We start from the raw sequence: 18,357 nt of genomic DNA, 5'->3' as shown, positions 1-18,357 counted from the left end.
GCATGGCGGGGTGGCGGCAGCTTCGGGCCGCCGCCCCGGCGGCTGTGTGGCCTTATGCGGCCCTGGCGATCGCCTATGTGCTGAGCGTGCTGCGCGTGGTCGGGTGGGCCGCCCTCACCGACCCCACCGCACTCTACTGGCATGATTGGCAGGACCAGTCGCTCTACATACGCTCGGCGACCGCGCTTGCGACCGGCGATCTGGCACCGAGCCTGCATTATTACCCCTTGCTCTATCCGTTGCTCGGCCTGCCGTTCCTGCATCTGTGGCCGAGCCAGCCGTTTTTCTTCGTCAATCTGGCCTGCTATCTGCTGGCCTTTGCCGGCTTTCGCAGCGTCGCGCGCAGTTTTGGCGTGCCGCTATGGGGTGCGGTGCTGCTGTTTGCCGCGACGACGCTCCCGCAATTCGACATTGCCAAAGTGTGGATCGAGCCGTGGACGAGCACACCGGCGGCGGCGCTGCTGTGGCTCGCGCTCGGGTCGATGGCGCGGCTGTGGGAAGAGGCTTCGTATTCCCCCTTTTCCCTTCCCCGGGGAAGTAGGAAGGAGGAACGCCCAACGGGCGGATCTCGCTGGCCAGCCAGCATCCTCGGCCTGGCGCTCGGCCTGATCCCGTTCGCCCGCCCCGGCGACGTCATCATCGGCGCGATCATCGGGGCGTTCGCCATCGCCGCGTTGATCCGGGCGCGAGACGGGCGCGCTGCCCGCTATGCCGCTGTCGGCTTCATCCTGTCCTTCGGTGTGCTGGCCACGCTGTTCGTGGCGATCTACGGCCTGCGCCCCAGCCCTTACATGCTCTATTCGGCGCAATATGGCTTCAATTTCGCGTGGCTCGGCTGGAAGGCCTATGTCCTGCTGGTCGAGCCACGCGCCTGGTTCGGCGAAGGTGTCGGGTTGCTCGATGCGGCACCGTGGCTGTTGCTCGGCGGCGCGGGTATGCTCGCGGCCTGGTGGACCCCACCCGCGCGACGACCGGTGACCCTGGCGGTCGCTACGGCGGGGGCGGTCTATGTCATCCTGATGCTCGCTTATGTCGATTTGCTGCCGACCGGGCTGTGGCGCTTCAACAATGTGCATTATTTCAAATGGGTGCTCCCGCTGTTCGGGCTGTTCGCACTGCGTTTCGTGCTCGATGCGTGGCGGCGGCCGGTGACTCTGGTCGCGCTGCTGCCGATTGTGCTCGCGCTGACGATCCGGATCGACCCCGTGCCAGTCGAGGCCCATCAACCCGCGCGCATGGTGGTGTTCCCGGCCCCGGTCGGTGCCGCCTGGACACCCACCTATTTCGCCACCGCATGGTTGACCGACGCACGCGGCGAGCAACGCAACTCTTTTGATTACCATCAGATTTTGGTCGGCAATCGCGTGCGCACGGTTGCCTTGCGGCGGCCGTTTGCGGGCGATGAACGCTGGATCGGCGACGACCATGTCCGCGCGCAATTGGAGGGGCGCGATACTGGCGGCTATGCCCCGCTCTATCTCACCGGCCCGTGGCCCAAGACGGCGATCGCCCGCTATGGCGCGCGCACATCCTTCGGCCTGCCTCATTGGTTCGAACCGCGCGTGGCAGCTCCACACTGATCGCGCGCTACACGACGCTTGCGACACGGCGCGCACAGGGCCATAGGGTGCGCCGCTAACGACCAGCAGCCAGGACATGCCCATGAAGCTCCGCATTTTCGTCACGCTGAAGCCCGGCGTGCTCGATCCGCAGGGCCGCGCGATTCACAAGGCACTCGGCGGCCTCGGCTTCGCCGGCGTCAACGATGTGCGCGCGGGCAAGCTGATCGAACTCGACGTTGCCGACGACACCAGCGACGACCGGATCGACGCGATGTGCCGCGAATTGCTCGCCAACACCGTCATCGAAAACTATCGGATCGAACGCGTATGAAGACCGCGGTCATCGTCTTTCCCGGCTCCAATTGCGACCGCGACATCGCGACCGCGCTGCACGAGGTCAGCGGCGTCGCGCCGACGATGGTGTGGCATGCCGATAGCGAGTTGCCCGATGGCGTCGGCCTGATCGCGCTGCCCGGCGGCTTTTCCTATGGCGATTATCTGCGGTCGGGCGCGATCGGCGCACGCTCGCCGATCATGCGCGCGGTGACCGCGGCGGCCGAGCGCGGCGTGCCGGTGCTCGGCATTTGCAATGGTTTCCAGGTGTTGACCGAAGCCGGACTGTTACCGGGCGCGCTGATGCGCAATGCCGGGCTCGATTTCGTCTGCCGCGACGTCGCGCTGACCGTCGATAATGCGCAAAGCGTGTTCACCAGCCGCTATGGCGCGGGCGAGCAGATCATCATCCCCGTCGCGCATCATGACGGCAATTATTCGGCCGATGCCGAAACGCTCGACCGCTTGGAAGGCGAAGGCCGCGTTGCGTTCCGCTATGCCGAGCCGGTCAATGGCTCCGCGCGCAAGATTGCGGGCGTGCTCAATGCGACCGGCAATGTGCTCGGCCTGATGCCGCACCCTGAGCGCCGCATCGAAACCGCGGCGCATGGCGGCAATGACGGACGACGGATGTTCGAGGGCTTGCTGGAGCTGGTCGGGGCGTAACGATGGACCGACGCCCCTGCTTCCGTTCGTTTCGAGCGTAGTCGAGCATCTGTGTTGGCGGTCAAGGGGTGACTTGCGTCCAGTGTCGATTTTCAGTGATGAGGGTGTTTGCAAGGACGACGATTTTGCGGGCGACGGCAGCGAGCGCCAGTTTGGCGGGTTTGCCGCGTTCGATGAGGCCTTGGTAGAATCGTTTGAGATCGGCGTTGCGGCGGCTGGCGCTCAGCGCCGCCATGTAGAGGGCACAGCGGAGCTGGGCACGCCCGCCATGGATGCGGCGCTTTGGCTGGGATGTCCCGCTATCCCGCGCAAAGGGAGCGAGCCCGGCAAGGGCTGCGGCCTGCTTGGCGGTGATGCGGCCGAGTTCGCCGAGCTGGGCGAGGAAGGCGAGCGAGGTGACGGGGCCGACGCCGGGGATTGAACGCAGGATGCGGGCCTTGCGGTCGAGCTCGTGATCGGCCCGGATCATGGCGTCGATCGTGCTATCGAGCCGGGCGATATGGCGCTCGAGCGCGCGCAGGCGGGTGGCGAGTTCGCGCCGCAGGAAGGCGCTGGTGGCAGCGGCGAGACGATTGCCGAGCGCGGTGCGTTCAGCGATCGCAGCCTGGCGGGCGCTGGCGAGTTCCTGAAGCTCCTCCTGCGCCGGTGTCGGCGGGGCGACCGGATCGGGGCCAAGCCGCTCGGCCATGCGCGCCAGCATCGCGGCATCGATCGCATCGGTCTTGGCGAGCGTGCCGGACGCCTGGGCGAACAGCCGCGCGCGCAGCGGATTGGCGAGCGCGACCGGCAGACCGGCTTCATGCAGCCGACGATGGACGGCGCGGTGATAGCGCGAGGTCGGCTCCATCAGCACGAGCGCCACCGCGTGCTGGGTGAGCAGCGCCACAAGGTGGCGGTGGCCGTGCGCATCGTTGGTCACGCGCAACCGCTCGCCCAGCGGGTGCAGATGCACATCGAGATGCGCCTTGCTCACATCGATGCCGACATGGATCGTCGGCGTTGCCTCGGCCTTTTCTTGCATTCGGGTCTTGCTCCCCATCATCTGTTCAGGCCAGACAAAGAGGACGGACGGACCACGCTCGACTGCGGCACATAGCCCAGAAACCCACGGTCCCGCCCGTCCGACCTGCAGGGGCGGCCACCCCTGCAGGTCAACCCTTCTGGATCACCAGATCAGGCCAGCCGCAACATGCAAGAAACCTGGCACAGCGCTTGTGGCTGTTTCTCGACTACGCTCGAAACGAACGGCTCAAGGGAAAGCCTTTACCCTCTCAGGACTGGGGCCGCATCAATCCTAAATCTGAAACGGTGAAAAGTCCGTTCCACGGTCGTAAACATCCACGCCCTCGCTGCGCTTGAGCACGTTGACCACCAGATAGGTCGCCGGCGTCAACAGCACTTCCCATGACACTTTCAGCACGAACTGGCTGAGCATCACCATGCCGATCTGCTCGACCGGCCAATCGGCCAGCCCGTAAAAGGCGATCGGGTAGAAGATCAGGCTGTCCGCCCCCTCCCCCACGATCGTGCTACCGATCGTGCGCGTCCACAGATATTTGCCGCCGGTGGCGATCTTCATCTTGGCGAGCACGAAGGAGTTGAGCAGGTCGCCCACCCAGAAAGCGGTGATCGACGCCAGGATGATGCGCCAGCCAGCGCCGAACACGCGTTCATAAGCGGCCTGCCCGTTCCAGCCCTGTGCGACCGGCAAATGCACCACGGTCCATTCCATCACCGCCATGAACAGCAAGGCACCGAACCCCGCCCACAGCGCACGCCGCGCGCGGGCATAGCCGTAAACCTCGGTCAACACGTCATCGATGACATAGGAGACGGGGAAGAACAGGATGCCCGCGCCGAACGGCCACAGCCCGATCCACGGAAGATTGATGACCGAGCGCTTCTCCGCACCGATCACGTTCGACAGCAGCAGGATGACGACAAACGCCACCATCACGAAATCGAAATAGCGGAACTGCCGTCCACCCAGATCGCGTGCGTTGATACTCTGTGGTGTCGTCATGCGGATCCGCCTTTGCCCTCGCGCGGCAGTTATGAAGGCCGTTTCGCTACGCCGCAATCCACGCTACAGGCGAATCCGGTGCGCGCCCGTAGCTCAGTTGGATAGAGCAAGGAGCTTCTACCTCCTCGGTCGGGGGTTCGACTCCCTCCGGGCGCGCCATCCCGCCGATTGGTCACCGCGCTCTGCCTGCATGGCCGTGCGGAAATCCATGCGAAACAAACCGATCCTAGCGGGCGTGGCATATGCACACCACACCCCGCCGCCTCGCCCTCCAGAACCCGCTCGCGCTGGCGACATTGCTGCTTGGCTGCAGCCTGACCTCGCTCGCGCATGCCGACACCGGCGCTGCGCCCGCCGCTAAGGGCGGGGCGGCTGCGCCCGCCCGGCAGGCGAGCACGACCGACGACATCGTCGTCACCGGACGCGCCCTGCCGGGTGCGGTGATTGGCGACATCCCGCCCGAGAACCGCCTCAACCCCGCCGATGTCGCGGCGTACGGCGTGTCGACGATCAGCGAACTGCTCGATGCGCTGGCCGGCCAGACGCAAAGCGACCAGGGGCGCGACAGCAGCAGTGCGCCGGTCGTGCTGGTCAACGGCAAGCGCATTTCGGGCGTCAACGAAGTCGGCGACTTGCCGACCGAGGCGATTTTGCGGGTCGATATCCTGCCCGAGGAAGTCGCGCTGAAATATGGCTATGACGCGCAGCGCAAGGTGGTGAACATCATCCTGCGCCGCCGCTTCGTCGCCCGTATCGCCAATGCGAGCGCAGGCATGGCGGCTGCGGGCGGCGACGAGAATGGCACCGGCATGCTGGGCTATGTCCGCATTCACGACAATGATCGCTTCAACATCGCGGCGAGCGTCACAGCGACCGGCCAGGTGCTGCAAAGCCAGCGCAATGTGAAATCCACCAACACCGCGACCGACGCCACCGGCACCGTCGTCAACGATACCGCCGACCGCACGCTGCAACCGACATCGCGCAGCTACCGGCTGAACAGCGCGCTGGCGCATCGCCTGTCGGAAAGCGTCACCGCCTCGTTCAACGCGACCGGCAGTTTCCAGACCAGCGATTCGCTGAACGGCCTGCCGACCGCGACGCTGTCGGTGCCCGCGCAGGAGAATGAGGACGCGACCACGGTCCGGCGCGTGCTGACCGACCGCGCCTTGCGCCAGCATAGCGAAACCGCGAGTGCGCATGGTGGCGTTACAGTCAACGCCGATGTTGCCAAGGACTGGCAACTCTCGGCAATCGGCGCGTACGACCATAATGACGTCCGCACCACCACCGACCGGGGGTACAACACCGGCGCGTTGCAAGCCGCGATCGATGCCGACCCGAGCATCGCGACCAACGGCAGCGCCTTTTCCACCAGCACGCTCGGCAGCCTGCAGCGCCAGCATTCGGTGGCGATCACCGATAGCGGCAGCGCCAGCATCGTCGCGATGGGCAAGCTCGCGACCTTGCCCGCCGGGCCGCTGCGCACCACCCTGCGTATCGGCGGGGCGTATAGCGCGCTCTCCTCCGAGACGATCGGCGACGCCGCGACCAGCCCCACCACCTTCAGCCGCTCCGAATTCAACGCGCAGGCCAGCCTGGATGTGCCGCTGACCAGCACCAAGACGCACTTCCTGGAGGCGATCGGCACGCTGTCCGCCAACGTGAACGTCGGTACGACGCGGCTGTCCGATTATGGCGCGCTCGGCACGCTCGGCTATGGCCTCAACTGGACCCCGCGCAAACGCATCAGCATCATCGTCTCGGTCAATGAAGACCATGTCGCGCCGACGCTCGATCAATTGAACGCGCCGACCATCACCACCACCAACGTGCTGGTCTATGACTATCGCAGCGGTCGCACCGTTTCCGTCACCCAGATCAGCGGCGGATACTCGACGCTGTCGGCCGACGACCGCCACGTGTTCAAGGCCGCTTTGTCCTATGCCGCCCTTGCGAGCACGCGCACCAAGCTGACGCTCACCGCCAACTATCTCAACAGCCGCACCGACAATGCGATCGGCAGCTTGCCGACGCTGTCGGCGGCGGTCGAGGCAGCGTTTCCCGATCGCTATGTCCGCGATGCCTCGGGCACGCTGATCTCGGTCGATGCCCGCGCGGTCAATTTCGCGCGCGAGGAGCGGCAGGAGATTCGCTCGGGCTTCACCTTCTCGCGCGTGTTGCGCGCGGCCAAGCGGCCAATGCCGCCCGCCAACTGGCATCCGCCCGCCAATTTCCGGCCATGGGGCGGGGGGGCACCGCACCCAGGTGCTGCCGTTGCCGAGGGTGCCGCTCCGCACGCCACCCCGCCGCGCAACATGCCGACCCCCGACCGGGGCACGCCCGACCAGGCGGCGCCGGGGGCCGATGGCGACGACATCGTCGTCGAAGGCCACCGCGCACCACGTGAGGATTTCGGCGGGCCGCCGCCCTTTGGCGACCGCCCGCCCCCGCCAGATGGCATGGGCCCGCCGCCGGACGGCATGGGCCCTCCCCCCGATGGCATGGAACCGCCCCCCGGCGGGCCGGGAGGCCCTGGCGGGCCCGGTGGACCCGGTGGCCCTGGCGGCCCGGGTGGTTTTGGCGGTGGCGACAACAGTCTGCGGCTGCAACTGTCGGCGTTCCACAGCTGGTTCTTCCGCGACCGGCTGGTGTTGCGCGATGGCGGCGGCACGATCGATTTGCTCAATGGCGGCTCCACCGGCAGCGGCGGCCAGCCGCGCCACACGGTCCAAGTCGATGCCGGCATCGTCGACAATGGCATCGGGTTTCGGCTCAGCGGATCGTGGAAAAGCGCCACCACCGTCGACACCGCGACCGACGGCAGTGGATCGCTGCACTTCAGCGCGCTCGCCAAGCTCGATCTGCGCGTGTTCGCCAATCTGGAACAGCGCTTCCGCGGCCAGGCCTGGGCGCGCGGCACGCGGGTGACGCTGGCGGTCGGCAATGTGTTCGACGCGCGCCAGCGGGTGCGCGATGCGAATGGCGCGACGCCCTTGGTGTACCAGCCCGACCTGCTCGATCCGCTTGGCCGCACGCTGAGCCTGTCGCTGCGTCGGCTGTTTTAGGGGGGGGTGGCGCGGGGCGCGATGCGAGGATCATCGCCCATTTCGAGACATTCAGGAACACGGCGGCGGTCCAGCTCGCCGATCCGGCGGTACGCTTGCGGGCCATTCGCCAGAGAGCTCCCTTTCGAGAATTATTTCAGTATCGTCAGGCTGCTTGCCATGGTTATCCCACCAATTGTTCTTGAATATAGACGTTCTTCCAGAGCAGTATCCGATTACTAATAGATCGTCGTGGTTCCAGCGGATGTTCAGCGGTCCAAAATGGCGACCGTTCATATCTCCACCACGGAAAACCAAATCATTGTCGTTATCTAAACGGCGATTGGTAGGAACAATGACGACGACACTATCCATGGGAACGAGCGCTGCGGGTTCCTCTTCTAAAAGATAGGCAATTTTCGTGCGGTCAGGCGATAGTGTTTTGGCACGCACGTGCATTGGTTGTTCGCAGCCCGATAGTAAAACGAGTCCGGCCAATATCGCTGAAAAACGTGCGGTCGAGATGCTACGCATCAGCAGGGCATCGGCTGATCTTTTGCGTTCGTCAACGTCCGCTCCCCACCAATTCCCGCCGCTCGCTGCCCCACCTCCCAACCCCTCTCCCGCGGGGAGAGGGGTGTCGGATGCGCCTAATATCAGCCCTCGGCAGGGTTCGGCATAACGCCCGCCGCGATGGCGGCACCATAGGCTTGTGCGACGAAGTCCATCAGGGCGTTCGCTGATGGCGATGCCGCGGCGAAGGCGGGTTGCTGATGCGTTTCGCGCGCCACCATTTTCATCTTGCGGGTCAGCGCTGGATCGCCGCCCGTCGCCTCGAACACCTTGCCCATCCAGCGCCGGGCGAGGTCGATCGCTTGCGGGGAGTGCGGGTCGCCAATGGCCATCAGCCGGGTGGCCTCTTCGTGCAAGGCACCCCAATCCGCATCGGGCTGGTGCATGCCGCCATAGCCATTGGCGTCCAATGTCGCCTGATCGGCGGGAGAAAAGTGCTTGGCGGCGATCGCGTGATAGGCGGCGCTGACATCGTCGGTGCGTGGGTCGGTCATGGCGGTTTCCTTGGTGAGGTCCATCAATTCGTCCGAGGAAAGGCCCCCTTGGTGGGCGAGTTTGGCGCGCGCGGCCGACAGCAGCCGGAGCGCCTCCGCCACGCGCGTGGCTTCCTGGCGCAACACCTGCTCGTGCAGTTCCAGGAACGCAGCCAGATCCGCAAGGTCGCCCGACAGGAGATCGGCAATGCGACGGAGCGAAAAGCCAAAGCTCTTGAGCGCGATAACCTGATGCAGACGTCGGATCTGCTCGGGGCCATAGACCCGCCAGCCCGCCGCCGTGCGTTCCGCCCGCACCAGGCCGTACCGCTCATACACCCGCAAGGCCTTGCCGCTCACCCCAAAGCGGCGGGCGGCGTCTGCGGAACGGAGATACGGCTCGGTTTGCGCCACGGTGTGCCCTTCATCGAACGAATCGCTCTATCGGGCCTGCCCCAGGGGCCGGTGCAAGGGGAAAGTGCCTCAGCGACGCGAACGGCTTCAATTTCCCTGTCCTCTCGCAAACGGTCGCTCGTCCTGCGGCGTCGCCGCGAAAGATCCGCTATACATTGCAAAATCCAATCGAAGTTGAAACACTTTGAAATAATGCGTGCCTAAATTTCAACGTACACCGGCAATATAGCGCCAACTCATCAGAGCAATAGCCATTGTCATCGAACTTTCATAAGCGACCTACACGCCATTTCTTGGCAGCGGACACAAATAAGGTCCCGCCTGTATGGTCCAACGAGGGAAGACAATGCGCAAAACTCTTATGTATAGTGCCGCCGTGGCGGCGCTTGGCTTGCCGACGCTCGCGTCGGCGCAGTCGACCGGCTCAATCGATGCCGAAACCGATATCGTCGTCAGCGGCAAGCGCGCGACCGGGATCAATGGCATCGAAATCCCCGACACGCCCAAGGCCAAAGCGGTGCTGACGCAGGAGTTCATCGCGCACCGCGTTCCGGGCCAGTCGATCCTCGACACGATCAACCAGATCCCCGGCGTCAATTTCACCAACAGCGATCCTTATGGCGCATCGGGTGGGCAGCTCCGTATTCGCGGGTTCGACGGCGCGCGCGTGTCGCTGACCTTCGACGGTATCCCGCTCAACGATTCGGGCAATTATGCGATCTATTCCAACCAGCAGCTCGACCCCGAGCTGATCGAGCAGGTCAATGTCAATTTCGGCACGACCGACGTGGATTCGCCGACCGCGAGCGCATCGGGCGGCACGGTCAATTACCGCTCGCTCACCCCCACCGACACAATGGGTGCGACCGCCATCTATTCGCACGGCACCTATGACATGAACCGCGTGTTCGGCCTGTTCAACACGGGTGTGTTCACCGCGTTCGGGACCAAGGCATGGTTCTCGGCGAGCAAGGAAAGCTACGACCAGTATCGCGGCTATGGCAGCCTCGACAAAAAGCAGTTCAACGGGAAACTGTATCAGCCGCTCGGCAGCAATGGCGACTTCATCTCGATCGCCGGCCATTATAACGAGAACCGCAACAGCTCGTACAGCAACCCGTCGCTGGCCAATATCCGTTCGGTACTGGGCACGTCGGTGGTGCCGTCGACGATCGGCACAGCCACCCCCTACACGCTGTCGCTGAGCAAGAGCCAGTATGACGCGCTGTATAACAACACCTCCTCCGCCTTCCTCTACGATGCGAGTTGCTCACTCCCCTCGGCAAGCGGCGTCAACGGCACCAGCCAAAGCGACAAATCGGCCTGCTCGAACGTGGCCGCGACCGCGATCAACCCGTCCAACACCGGCAACGTACGGCTCAACTCGCGCATCACGCTGACCCGCAAGCTCACGCTGACCTTCGACGGTGCCTATAGCTTCACGCGCGCCAATGGCGGCGGGTCTTCGGTGCTGGCCGAAAGCAACGCCAATGCCACCAACGCTGCCGGAACTGCGGCGGCGTCGGGCGTCTACAGCTATCAGTTCCAGCGCCTGGGTGCGGGCACGGCCAGCGGGGTCGACATTAACGGCGATGGCGACACGCTGGATTATGTGCGGGTCTATTCGCCCTCGAACACGCGGACGCAGCGCTTCACCGCGATTGCCAATTTGCGCTACGAGTTCGACGCCGACAATACGGTGCGCTTCGCCTATACGTGGGACCGCGCGCGCCATCGCCAGACCGGCGAAATGAGCCTGCTCGATGCGACCGGTCAGCCCTATAATGTGTTCAGCGCGATCGACGGCGTGAGCGATTATGCCGTGGTCGATGCCGCCGGCAACGTGCTGCAGAAGCGCAACCGCCTGTCCTATGCGATCCTGCACCAGCTTTCGGGGGAGTATCGCGGATCGTTCCTGAACGAGAAGCTGAAGGTCGCGCTGGGCGTGCGTGCGCCGTTCTTCCGCCGCAACCTGACCAATTATTGCTACACCATCCCCGGCAGCACCAGCGATGCCTATTGCACGTCACAGACCGCGGCACAGGTGGCCGCCAATGCGACCACGGCGACCTATGGCCTGCCATACAATAACCGGGTGAAGACCTATAACGCCGTCCTGCCCAATGTCGGCCTGACCTATGCGATCACCCCGCACCTCAGCACCTTTGCCAGCTACTCCAAGGGTTTCTCGGCACCGCGCACCGACAACCTCTATGCCTTTGACGATGTGAAGATCAAACCGACCGGTGCGGTGAAGCCCGAGAAGACCGACACGGTCGACCTTGGCCTGCGCTACACCACCGCCTTGATCCAGGCGCAGGTGGCCGGGTGGTACACCTATTACGACAATCGCATCATCTCGACCACGACCGAGCTCGAGGGTGGCGGCACGCTGACCACCGACCGCAACGTCGGCGCGGTGAAGAGCAAGGGCGTGGATGCCAGCATCGGCATCGCCCCCGTGCAGCACCTATCGGTCTACGGCTTCGGCTCGTTCATCGATGCGCGGTTGCAAAGCGATGTCATCAACCCGACCACCGGTCTCGTCACCGCCAACACCGCCGGCAAGTTCGTCGTCGAGACGCCGAAATGGCAATATGGCGGTCGCGTGCAAGTCGACTTCGATCCGATCGCGATCGGGCTGCAGGTCAAGCATGTCGGCCGCCGCTATGCGACCGACGTCAACGACGTGATCGCACCCGGCTACACCACGGTCGATCTAGACACGCGGGTCGGGCTGAAACAGCTTGGGCTGCCGCAGACCTATTTCCAGCTCAACGTCGCCAACCTGTTCAACGAGCGCTATTTCAGCAATCTGACGACCGGCACCGACTCCACGAGCACAACGCGCTACACCTTCGGGTCGCCGCGCACCTTCGTGGCCTCGATCCACTTCGGCTTCTGATGCGGCGGCGGGGCGGATCGCACCGTGCGGTCCGCCCCGTTTCCGCCTCGGTTCAGGCCACCCGCGCCTCCACGCGCGGCAGAAACAAATACCCCCGATTGCGCACCGTGCGGATGATCTCGTCACCGCCATTGACCGACAGCTTGCGCCGCAAGCGGCTGACATGGACGTCGATCGTGCGGTCATTGCAATGGGGATTATCCCGCCCGGTCAGGTCCGCGAGATTTTCGCGGGAGTGGACGACTTGCGGATCGCGCAGAAAGATGGCGAGCATGCGATATTCGGTTTCGGTCACAGCGACGATCGCGCCGCCCGGTGCCGTGAGTTTGCGGCGACGCGAATCGAACGTCCAGCCGGCGAACGCGAAACAATCGGTCGGCGCGGGGGTTGCATGACCGACACTGATCGCCCCGCCCCGTGCCGCCGTTCCCGCACGACGGCGCAAGACCGAGCGAATGCGCGCCATGATCTCGCGCGGCGTGGAGGGTTTCAGGACATAATCGTCGGCTCCCATCTCGAGCGCAACGATCCGGTCGATCTCGCTCGAAATGGCGGACAGCATGATGATCCCGGGCCCGTCGGCATCGTGCATCAGCGAGCGCAGGATCGAGAGCCCGTCCTCGCCCGGCATCATGATGTCGAGCACGATCAGGTCGCATTCGCGCCGCTCCAACCGGTCGCGCAGGGCGGCACCATTGGCGACGGCCTCGGCCCCGAAGCCGTTTTCGACGAGAAATTCGGTGAGCAGCTCGCGCACGCCGGGATCGTCATCGACGATAACGATTCGGGCTCCGCTTGTGCTGGAGATTGCAGTATTGGCGCTAACTGTCATGGTCGAGAAACTCCGAAAGGGAACACGCTGCGGCGACGAACTGCGCCCCGCGCATGGGCTGCGTTCTTTTCCGCCCTGTTTCCGGCCATGTCCCCGATGTTACAAAGCGAGGCCGCTGCGCATCCGCCCGCCCGAACATGCCCTGACGGACATATCCCGGACACATCGCAGTCGCACCGCCGCGCGATGAGCCCGGCCACCCCGCCTCCGTCCGACGCGCCAACCTTGCTGATCGTCGATGACGACCATGCCATTCGCAGCTTGTTGACCGAAAGCCTCGGCCAGCACGGCTATCGCGTGGAAACCGCAGCCAGCGCGCAGGAAATGGACATGGCGCTGGCCCGTCACCCGATTGCGCTCATCCTGCTCGATATCATGATGCCGGGGGAGGACGGCATTTCCGCCTGCCGCCGCATCGCTCTGCGCGGCGGGCCGCCAATCGTGTTTCTCAGCGCGCTTGGCGATGAACCGGACCGGATCCTCGGCCTCGAAATCGGGGCCAGCCATTACCTCACCAAACCGTGCAGTGCGCGCGAAGTGCTGGCGACCGTGCGCGCGGCGCTGCGTGCGCGCGACGGCGCCGCCGAAGAACCGCGCCACTATCGTTTCCTCGATTGGCGCGTCGATTTCGCGGCGCGCGAGTTGATCGACGGCAGCGGCATGCTGGTCGATTTGACCGACGGCGAATTTTCGGTGCTGCGTGCCTTCGTCCGCCGTCCGCGCCGGGTGCTGACGCGCGATGCGCTGCTGGAGGATGCGCGCGGCCCCGACAGCGAGGCCTATGATCGTGCGATCGACGTGCAGGTCAGCCGCCTGCGCCGCAAATTGCGCGCGCGCGACGACGAGATCATCCGCACCATCCGCAACGAAGGCTATTATTTCGTCCCCAGCGTGACCCGGACATGACCGCCGACCGAACCGTCGACCTGCGGCGCTCCTGGCCGCTGTTCCTGCGCATCTTCAGCTTGATGCTGGGGACGGTGATCCTCGTCCAGTTGCTCAATTTCGGGGCGTTTCTGCTGATGCCGCCGCCCGCGCCCGTCATCTATACGACCAGCCGCCTCGCGATGGTCGCGCAATCCGGTCGTGATCCGACCAAGCGCCTGGCGATTGAGGAGACCGGCACGCCACCCGGACCGAGCCACGACGCCCGCGATCTCGCGCTGGGGCACCTGATCGCGACCGATCTGCACCTTCCCGAAACGGCAGTCGTCGTGCAATCCGATCAACGCATGGGGCCGACCATCATCGGTGCGTTTCACCCGCCCCCGCCGATGGGCATGGCAGACGAGCGTCGACGCCACCGCGCGATGGATGACGCATTGTTCGGCGATTTCAGGGTTTATGTTCAGCAGCCCGATGGTCGTTGGCATGTGATCACGCCGACCGACCGCATGCTGAGCCCGTGGCGCATGCGCTTCGTCCTGTGGTTCGTGCTGGCGGCGGTCGGCATTGCCCCGCTGGCGTGGGCGATGTCGCGCCGGATCGCCAAGCCGATCGCGCTGTTCGCGGCGGCCGCCGATCGGCTCGGTCGCGATCCCCGCGCCGCACCGCTCACCTTGTCGGGCCCATCCGAAATCGCCGAAGCGGCGGCGAGCTTCAACCAGATGCAGGAACGCCTCAACCGCTATGTCGAGGATCGCACGACGTTGATCGCTGCGGTGGCGCACGATCTGCGCACCCCGCTGATGCGGCTGTCGCTGCGCCTGGAAAAGGCCCCCGACGCGATCCGCCTCGCAGGCGAAGACGATATTCGCGAAATGAGCGAGCGGATCGGCGCGGCAATGGCCTTTGTCCGCGAGATGACCCGCCACGTCCGCCGCCAGCGGCTCGATTTGCGCTCGCTGGCCGAAAGTGTCGCGACCGACGCGGCCGATCGCGGCGGCGACGTTACGCTCCTGCCGGGGCCGGCGATCAGCATGGAGGGCGACGCCCCATCGCTCAAGGCGCTGCTCACCAATCTCGTGACCAATGCCGTGCATTATGGCGGCAGCGCACAGATCGCGCTGCGCCGCGAGCGCGATGTCGCGATCATCGAAGTCAGCGACAATGGGCCTGGCATGGTGCCGTCGGACCTTGTCCGTGCGTTCGAGCCGTTCTTCCGCGCCGAACGATCGCGCAATCGCGACACCGGCGGCACCGGCCTTGGCCTCGCCAGCGTGCGCGCGGTGGCCCGTGCGCATGGCGGCGAGGCCAAGATCGAAAACCGACCGACGGGAGGGCTGCTCGCGCGGGTGACGCTGCCGGTCTGAGCGCCTGTCCCGCGCGACGCCGGGGTTCAGCGCAGCAAACGCCACCAATGCTGCGCGACGAACAACATTGCGCGCAGAATCATTGGAACGTCGCCCCGTCAGCCAGCACTTTGGACGGGCTGAACCCTTGCTGCTCCAGGAACTGGTTGAGCCCGGTGACCAGTTCCAGCGCCGCCGTCGTGGTCAAGGCGACGCGCCCGACGACGACGCGCTCCAGCGCGGGCTGCGGACGACTATGGTCGCACCGCGCGCTTTCCAGCGTCAGCACGATCACGCCGTTGAGATTGGCCAGCCCCGAATAGCCGGTCGCGAAAATCTCGGGCGCAAACGGGTTGTCGATATAAGGGGGCTGCTCGGGGAGCTGCGGCGGGGGAACGAGCGGACTCTTGATGGCAACAAACATGGCAAGCCTTTCACTACATGCGCGCCGGATGGGGACAGCGCGCAGCGGTCTGGTGCGCTCCCCAAATGTCCATCAAATGTCCCGCACGTGGCGGCCCTGACACACGCCGCGCGGCAAAACGCGCCGATCGCCCCCGCACGACCGTATGTTTTACGCCCGACGCATCGGCGCGCGTGTCGGCAAAATTCGAACATCCACCGGACACATCCCCTGCCTAGCCCCGCCGCTGGTTGGAGATGCACTGATGTTGTTTGTGTTGGGCGTTGGCCCGATCGTTATCGCTTCCGCCGGCGTCGCTGTTACGCCGCCCCCCCTCCAAACGCCGCCACCGCCACACCCCGCTGCGATAGCGCGCACGATCGCCTCGCTTCAGGTCGAGGGGGCACAGCGGCTCGAGGCGGAAACCGTGCTGTCCTACACCAAGCTGCGCGTCGGCCAGGCGTTCAGCAACGAAACGCTCGATCAGGCGATCAAGGACCTCTACGCCAGCGACCTGTTCGCCGACGTCTCGATCAGCGGTGCCGAAACCGGCGCGATCGTGCTGCGGGTGCGCGAGAACCCGATCATCAACCGCGTCCTGTTCGAGGGCAATAAGCGACTGAAAGAGGAGAAAATCTCCAAGGAGGTAAAACTCGCCCCACGGCAGATCTTCACCCGCACCGCCGTGCGCCAGGATGTCGCGCGGATCGTCGAGCTCTACCGTCGCCAGGGCCGCTTCGCCGCTGTGATCGAACCCAAGATGGTGTCGCTCGACCAGAACCGCGTCGACCTCGTCTTCGAAATCAGCGAAGGGCCAAAATCGCAGGTCCGCCAGATCAACATCCTCGGCAATACCGTCTTCCCCGACAGCAAGCTGCGCGAACAGATGGCAACCAAGGCGGCCCGCCTCAAAACCATGCTGAGTTCCGACACCAGCTACGATCAGGACCGGCTTGCCTATGACCAGCAGAAGCTACGGCAATTTTACCTGACCGAGGGCTATGCCGACTTCAAGGTGATCTCCGCCGTTGCCGAGCTGACGCCGGATAAGAAGGACTTCATCATCACCTATGTCGTCGAGGAGGGCAAACGCTACAAATTCGGGGATGTCACCGTCGACAGCGACATTCGCGACTTCGACAATAAGCGTGTCGCCGCCAACCTCAACATCAACAAAGGCGAATGGTATAACGCCAAGCGCGTCGAATCCGCGGTAGACTCGCTCAGCGCCGCCGCCGGCGCGCTCGGTTACGCCTTTGCCGACGTCAATCCCGATTTCCAGCGTGACAAGGACACGCTGACGATGGGGATCAATTTCCACATCGCCGAGGCCAAGCGCACCTTTGTCGAACGCATCGACATCAACGGCAACACCCAGACGCAGGACAAGATCATCCGGCGCGAAATCCGGCTGGCCGAAGGCGACGCGTTCAGCAATTTTCAGGTGAAGCGCTCGCAGGATCGCATCAATTCGCTCGGCTATTTCCAGGACAAGTTCGAGATCAAACAGACCGAGGGCTCCGCGCCCGATCGCGTCGTGCTGACCGCCGACCTGCAGGAAAAATCCACCGGCGAGCTGTCGCTGTCGGCGGGCTATTCGAGCCTTGAGAAATTCATCATCCAGGCCTCGATCACGCAACGCAATTTTCGCGGCAAAGGCCAGGAATTGCGCGCGAGCGTCAGTTACTCGACCTATTCCAAATCGGTCGAACTGGGCTTTACCGAACCGTATCTGTTCAACACCAACATCGCGCTCGGTGGCGACATCTTCCGGCGCGACTACCGATCGTACAACACGATCGGCGACAGCACGACGACCACGTACAAGCAGGTATCGACCGGGTTTCAGATCCGCGCAGGGCTCCCGCTTAACGAATATTGGACGGCGTCGGCTCGCTATGGCCTTACCTATGAGCAAGTGTCGCTCGACCAGGCGACCTATTACACCAACGGCACCTGCGACGTCGCGCTGGCGGGTTCTTATCTCTGCGACGCGATCGGCAATCGCTGGACCTCGTCCATCGGCTATTCGTTCATTTTCGACAGCCTTAACAACCGCCTCCACCCGACCAAGGGTTCGCGCCTCTCGATCAGCCAGGATTTTGCCGGGGTGGGCGGCGATACGCGCTATCTGCGGTCGACCATCGTGGCGGCGAAATATTGGGGGCTGGGCTCGGGCTTCGTGCTCAACGCGCAAGCCGAAGGCGGGCATATCATGGGCATCGGCCAGGATGTGCGGCTGACCGACCGCTTCTTCCTGGGCGACCCGCAATTGCGCGGCTTCGACGTTCGCGGCGTCGGCCCGCGCGTGATCCGCCAATATTATGACACCTCGACCGTCCCGGCGACGCTGACCGCAGCCAGCAACAACACCTCCGAAGCGCTCGGCGGCGATACCTATTATCGCGGTCGGCTGGAGCTCGAACTGCCGCTTGGCGCGGGGATGCGGGAAATGGGCCTGCGTCCGTCCATCTATGCCGATATCGGCGCGGTGTTCGGGGGCGTAAAGACCCCGACCCTCGCCGATAGTTGTGCCGCCGCGATCATCGCCGGCGTCGCCTGCACCACCTCGACCCGGCAATATACCAATAGCAGCGGCGCCCTGTTGTACCTCGATTCGAGCGGCAACACGACCACCACCAACACCGGCACGCCCTATACCTATGCGCTGAGCGCCTATCGCGAGAGCTATGCCGGCAACAGCCCCAAGCCGCGCGTTTCGATCGGCATTGGCGTCAACTGGAATTCCCCGTTCGGCCCGCTCCGCATCGATCTTGCCAAGGCGCTGCTCAAGCAAAGCGGCGACGACACCAAGCTCCTCACCTTCAATGTCGGCGGCCAATTCTAGGGCCGCCATGCCAAACCGGAGCGCCCGTCCCAGGCGCTCCGGTCCGT

At 64.5% G+C, this 18,357-nt stretch carries 14 protein-coding genes and 1 tRNA gene; 9 read left to right on the top strand and 6 right to left on the bottom strand.

Going from position 1 to position 18,357, the window contains the following annotated elements; genetic code table 11:
- Nucleotides 1–2: 2 nt before the first annotated feature.
- From H4W01_RS04705 to purQ, 3 genes are all read left to right on the top strand, one after another.
- Nucleotides 3–1,580: a hypothetical protein gene (locus H4W01_RS04705; RefSeq protein WP_209610099.1), complete on the top strand. Its 1,578-nt coding sequence runs from the start codon at nt 3–5 to the stop codon at nt 1,578–1,580.
- Nucleotides 1,581–1,662: 82 nt separating this feature from the next.
- A complete protein-coding gene (gene purS / locus H4W01_RS04700; RefSeq protein WP_209610098.1) occupies nt 1,663–1,893 on the top strand; it encodes a phosphoribosylformylglycinamidine synthase subunit PurS in 231 nt (76 codons plus the stop codon).
- Nucleotides 1,890–2,561 carry a phosphoribosylformylglycinamidine synthase subunit PurQ gene (gene purQ / locus H4W01_RS04695; protein WP_209610097.1) on the top strand — a complete coding sequence of 224 codons (672 nt, stop codon included), beginning with the start codon at nt 1,890–1,892 and terminating at the stop codon, nt 2,559–2,561. The genes purS and purQ overlap by 4 nt, the downstream gene beginning before the upstream one ends.
- A 61-nt stretch (nt 2,562–2,622) precedes the next feature.
- On the opposite strand, the gene H4W01_RS04690 is transcribed toward purQ, so the two are convergent.
- Together H4W01_RS04690 and H4W01_RS04685 are read right to left on the bottom strand one after the other, a co-directional pair.
- The gene (locus H4W01_RS04690) at nt 2,623–3,582 is read right to left on the bottom strand and encodes an IS110 family transposase (protein WP_209610096.1); all 960 of its coding nucleotides are present in this window, start codon (nt 3,580–3,582) and stop codon (nt 2,623–2,625) included.
- Nucleotides 3,583–3,855: 273 nt separating this feature from the next.
- Nucleotides 3,856–4,584, bottom strand: coding sequence for a queuosine precursor transporter (locus H4W01_RS04685; RefSeq protein ID WP_209610095.1), 729 nt, complete (start codon nt 4,582–4,584; stop codon nt 3,856–3,858).
- Between the two features lie 82 nt (nt 4,585–4,666).
- Between H4W01_RS04685 and H4W01_RS04680 the strand changes: the two genes are divergently transcribed.
- Nucleotides 4,667–4,743 (top strand) — tRNA-Arg (locus H4W01_RS04680).
- A gap of 83 nt (nt 4,744–4,826) precedes the next feature.
- The gene (locus H4W01_RS04675) at nt 4,827–7,652 is read left to right on the top strand and encodes a TonB-dependent receptor (RefSeq protein WP_334685151.1); all 2,826 of its coding nucleotides are present in this window, start codon (nt 4,827–4,829) and stop codon (nt 7,650–7,652) included.
- Between the two features lie 51 nt (nt 7,653–7,703).
- On the opposite strand, the gene H4W01_RS04670 is transcribed toward H4W01_RS04675, so the two are convergent.
- Together H4W01_RS04670 and H4W01_RS04665 are read right to left on the bottom strand one after the other, a co-directional pair.
- The gene (locus tag H4W01_RS04670; protein WP_209610094.1) at nt 7,704–8,165 is read right to left on the bottom strand and encodes a hypothetical protein; all 462 of its coding nucleotides are present in this window, start codon (nt 8,163–8,165) and stop codon (nt 7,704–7,706) included.
- 122 nt (nt 8,166–8,287) lie between these two features.
- Nucleotides 8,288–9,091, bottom strand: a complete 804-nt coding sequence (locus H4W01_RS04665) for a MerR family transcriptional regulator (protein WP_209610093.1) — start codon at nt 9,089–9,091, stop codon at nt 8,288–8,290.
- A gap of 346 nt (nt 9,092–9,437) precedes the next feature.
- Here H4W01_RS04665 and H4W01_RS04660 point away from each other — a divergent pair, with 346 nt between their 5' ends.
- Complete coding sequence (locus H4W01_RS04660; RefSeq protein ID WP_334685150.1) at nt 9,438–11,996, top strand: TonB-dependent receptor; 2,559 nt, start codon at nt 9,438–9,440, stop codon at nt 11,994–11,996.
- Between the two features lie 52 nt (nt 11,997–12,048).
- On the opposite strand, the gene H4W01_RS04655 is transcribed toward H4W01_RS04660, so the two are convergent.
- A complete protein-coding gene (locus tag H4W01_RS04655; RefSeq protein WP_209610092.1) occupies nt 12,049–12,828 on the bottom strand; it encodes a response regulator in 780 nt (259 codons plus the stop codon).
- Between the two features lie 186 nt (nt 12,829–13,014).
- On the opposite strand from H4W01_RS04655, the gene H4W01_RS04650 reads away from it, so the two are divergent.
- Together H4W01_RS04650 and H4W01_RS04645 are read left to right on the top strand one after the other, a co-directional pair.
- On the top strand, nt 13,015–13,734 hold the full coding sequence (locus H4W01_RS04650; protein ID WP_209610091.1) for a response regulator: 720 nt from the start codon (nt 13,015–13,017) through the stop codon (nt 13,732–13,734).
- The gene (locus H4W01_RS04645; RefSeq protein WP_209610090.1) at nt 13,731–15,080 is read left to right on the top strand and encodes an ATP-binding protein; all 1,350 of its coding nucleotides are present in this window, start codon (nt 13,731–13,733) and stop codon (nt 15,078–15,080) included. The genes H4W01_RS04650 and H4W01_RS04645 overlap by 4 nt, the downstream gene beginning before the upstream one ends.
- Before the next feature lie 79 nt (nt 15,081–15,159).
- Here the strand turns inward: H4W01_RS04645 and H4W01_RS04640 are convergent, their stop codons facing one another.
- The gene (locus H4W01_RS04640; protein ID WP_010407883.1) at nt 15,160–15,483 is read right to left on the bottom strand and encodes a hypothetical protein; all 324 of its coding nucleotides are present in this window, start codon (nt 15,481–15,483) and stop codon (nt 15,160–15,162) included.
- A 244-nt stretch (nt 15,484–15,727) separates the two neighbouring features.
- Here H4W01_RS04640 and bamA point away from each other — a divergent pair, with 244 nt between their 5' ends.
- Complete coding sequence (gene bamA / locus H4W01_RS04635; RefSeq protein ID WP_209610089.1) at nt 15,728–18,310, top strand: outer membrane protein assembly factor BamA; 2,583 nt, start codon at nt 15,728–15,730, stop codon at nt 18,308–18,310.
- Nucleotides 18,311–18,357: the final 47 nt, after the last annotated feature.

It is taken from the genome of Sphingomonas sp. PL20 (assembly GCF_017875905.1).
In the GTDB taxonomy this organism is placed as follows: domain Bacteria; phylum Pseudomonadota; class Alphaproteobacteria; order Sphingomonadales; family Sphingomonadaceae; genus Sphingomonas; species Sphingomonas echinoides.
Note: the sequence above shows the minus strand (reverse complement) of the source record. Positions and strands in the feature narration are given on the sequence as shown.

Excerpts from the sequence above, each read along its gene's own strand:
- H4W01_RS04705 (WP_209610099.1), top strand. The coding sequence starts at position 3 with ATGGCGGGGTGGCGGCAGCTTCGGGCCGCCGCCCCGGCGGCTGTGTGG.
- purS (WP_209610098.1), top strand. The coding sequence starts at position 1,663 with ATGAAGCTCCGCATTTTCGTCACGCTGAAGCCCGGCGTGCTCGATCCG.
- purQ (WP_209610097.1), top strand. The coding sequence starts at position 1,890 with ATGAAGACCGCGGTCATCGTCTTTCCCGGCTCCAATTGCGACCGCGAC.
- H4W01_RS04690 (WP_209610096.1), bottom strand. The coding sequence starts at position 3,582 with ATGCAAGAAAAGGCCGAGGCAACGCCGACGATCCATGTCGGCATCGAT.
- H4W01_RS04685 (WP_209610095.1), bottom strand. The coding sequence starts at position 4,584 with ATGACGACACCACAGAGTATCAACGCACGCGATCTGGGTGGACGGCAG.
- H4W01_RS04675 (WP_334685151.1), top strand. The coding sequence starts at position 4,827 with ATGCACACCACACCCCGCCGCCTCGCCCTCCAGAACCCGCTCGCGCTG.
- H4W01_RS04670 (WP_209610094.1), bottom strand. The coding sequence starts at position 8,165 with ATGCGTAGCATCTCGACCGCACGTTTTTCAGCGATATTGGCCGGACTC.
- H4W01_RS04660 (WP_334685150.1), top strand. The coding sequence starts at position 9,438 with ATGCGCAAAACTCTTATGTATAGTGCCGCCGTGGCGGCGCTTGGCTTG.
- H4W01_RS04655 (WP_209610092.1), bottom strand. The coding sequence starts at position 12,828 with ATGACAGTTAGCGCCAATACTGCAATCTCCAGCACAAGCGGAGCCCGA.
- H4W01_RS04650 (WP_209610091.1), top strand. The coding sequence starts at position 13,015 with ATGAGCCCGGCCACCCCGCCTCCGTCCGACGCGCCAACCTTGCTGATC.
- H4W01_RS04645 (WP_209610090.1), top strand. The coding sequence starts at position 13,731 with ATGACCGCCGACCGAACCGTCGACCTGCGGCGCTCCTGGCCGCTGTTC.
- H4W01_RS04640 (WP_010407883.1), bottom strand. The coding sequence starts at position 15,483 with ATGTTTGTTGCCATCAAGAGTCCGCTCGTTCCCCCGCCGCAGCTCCCC.
- bamA (WP_209610089.1), top strand. The coding sequence starts at position 15,728 with ATGTTGTTTGTGTTGGGCGTTGGCCCGATCGTTATCGCTTCCGCCGGC.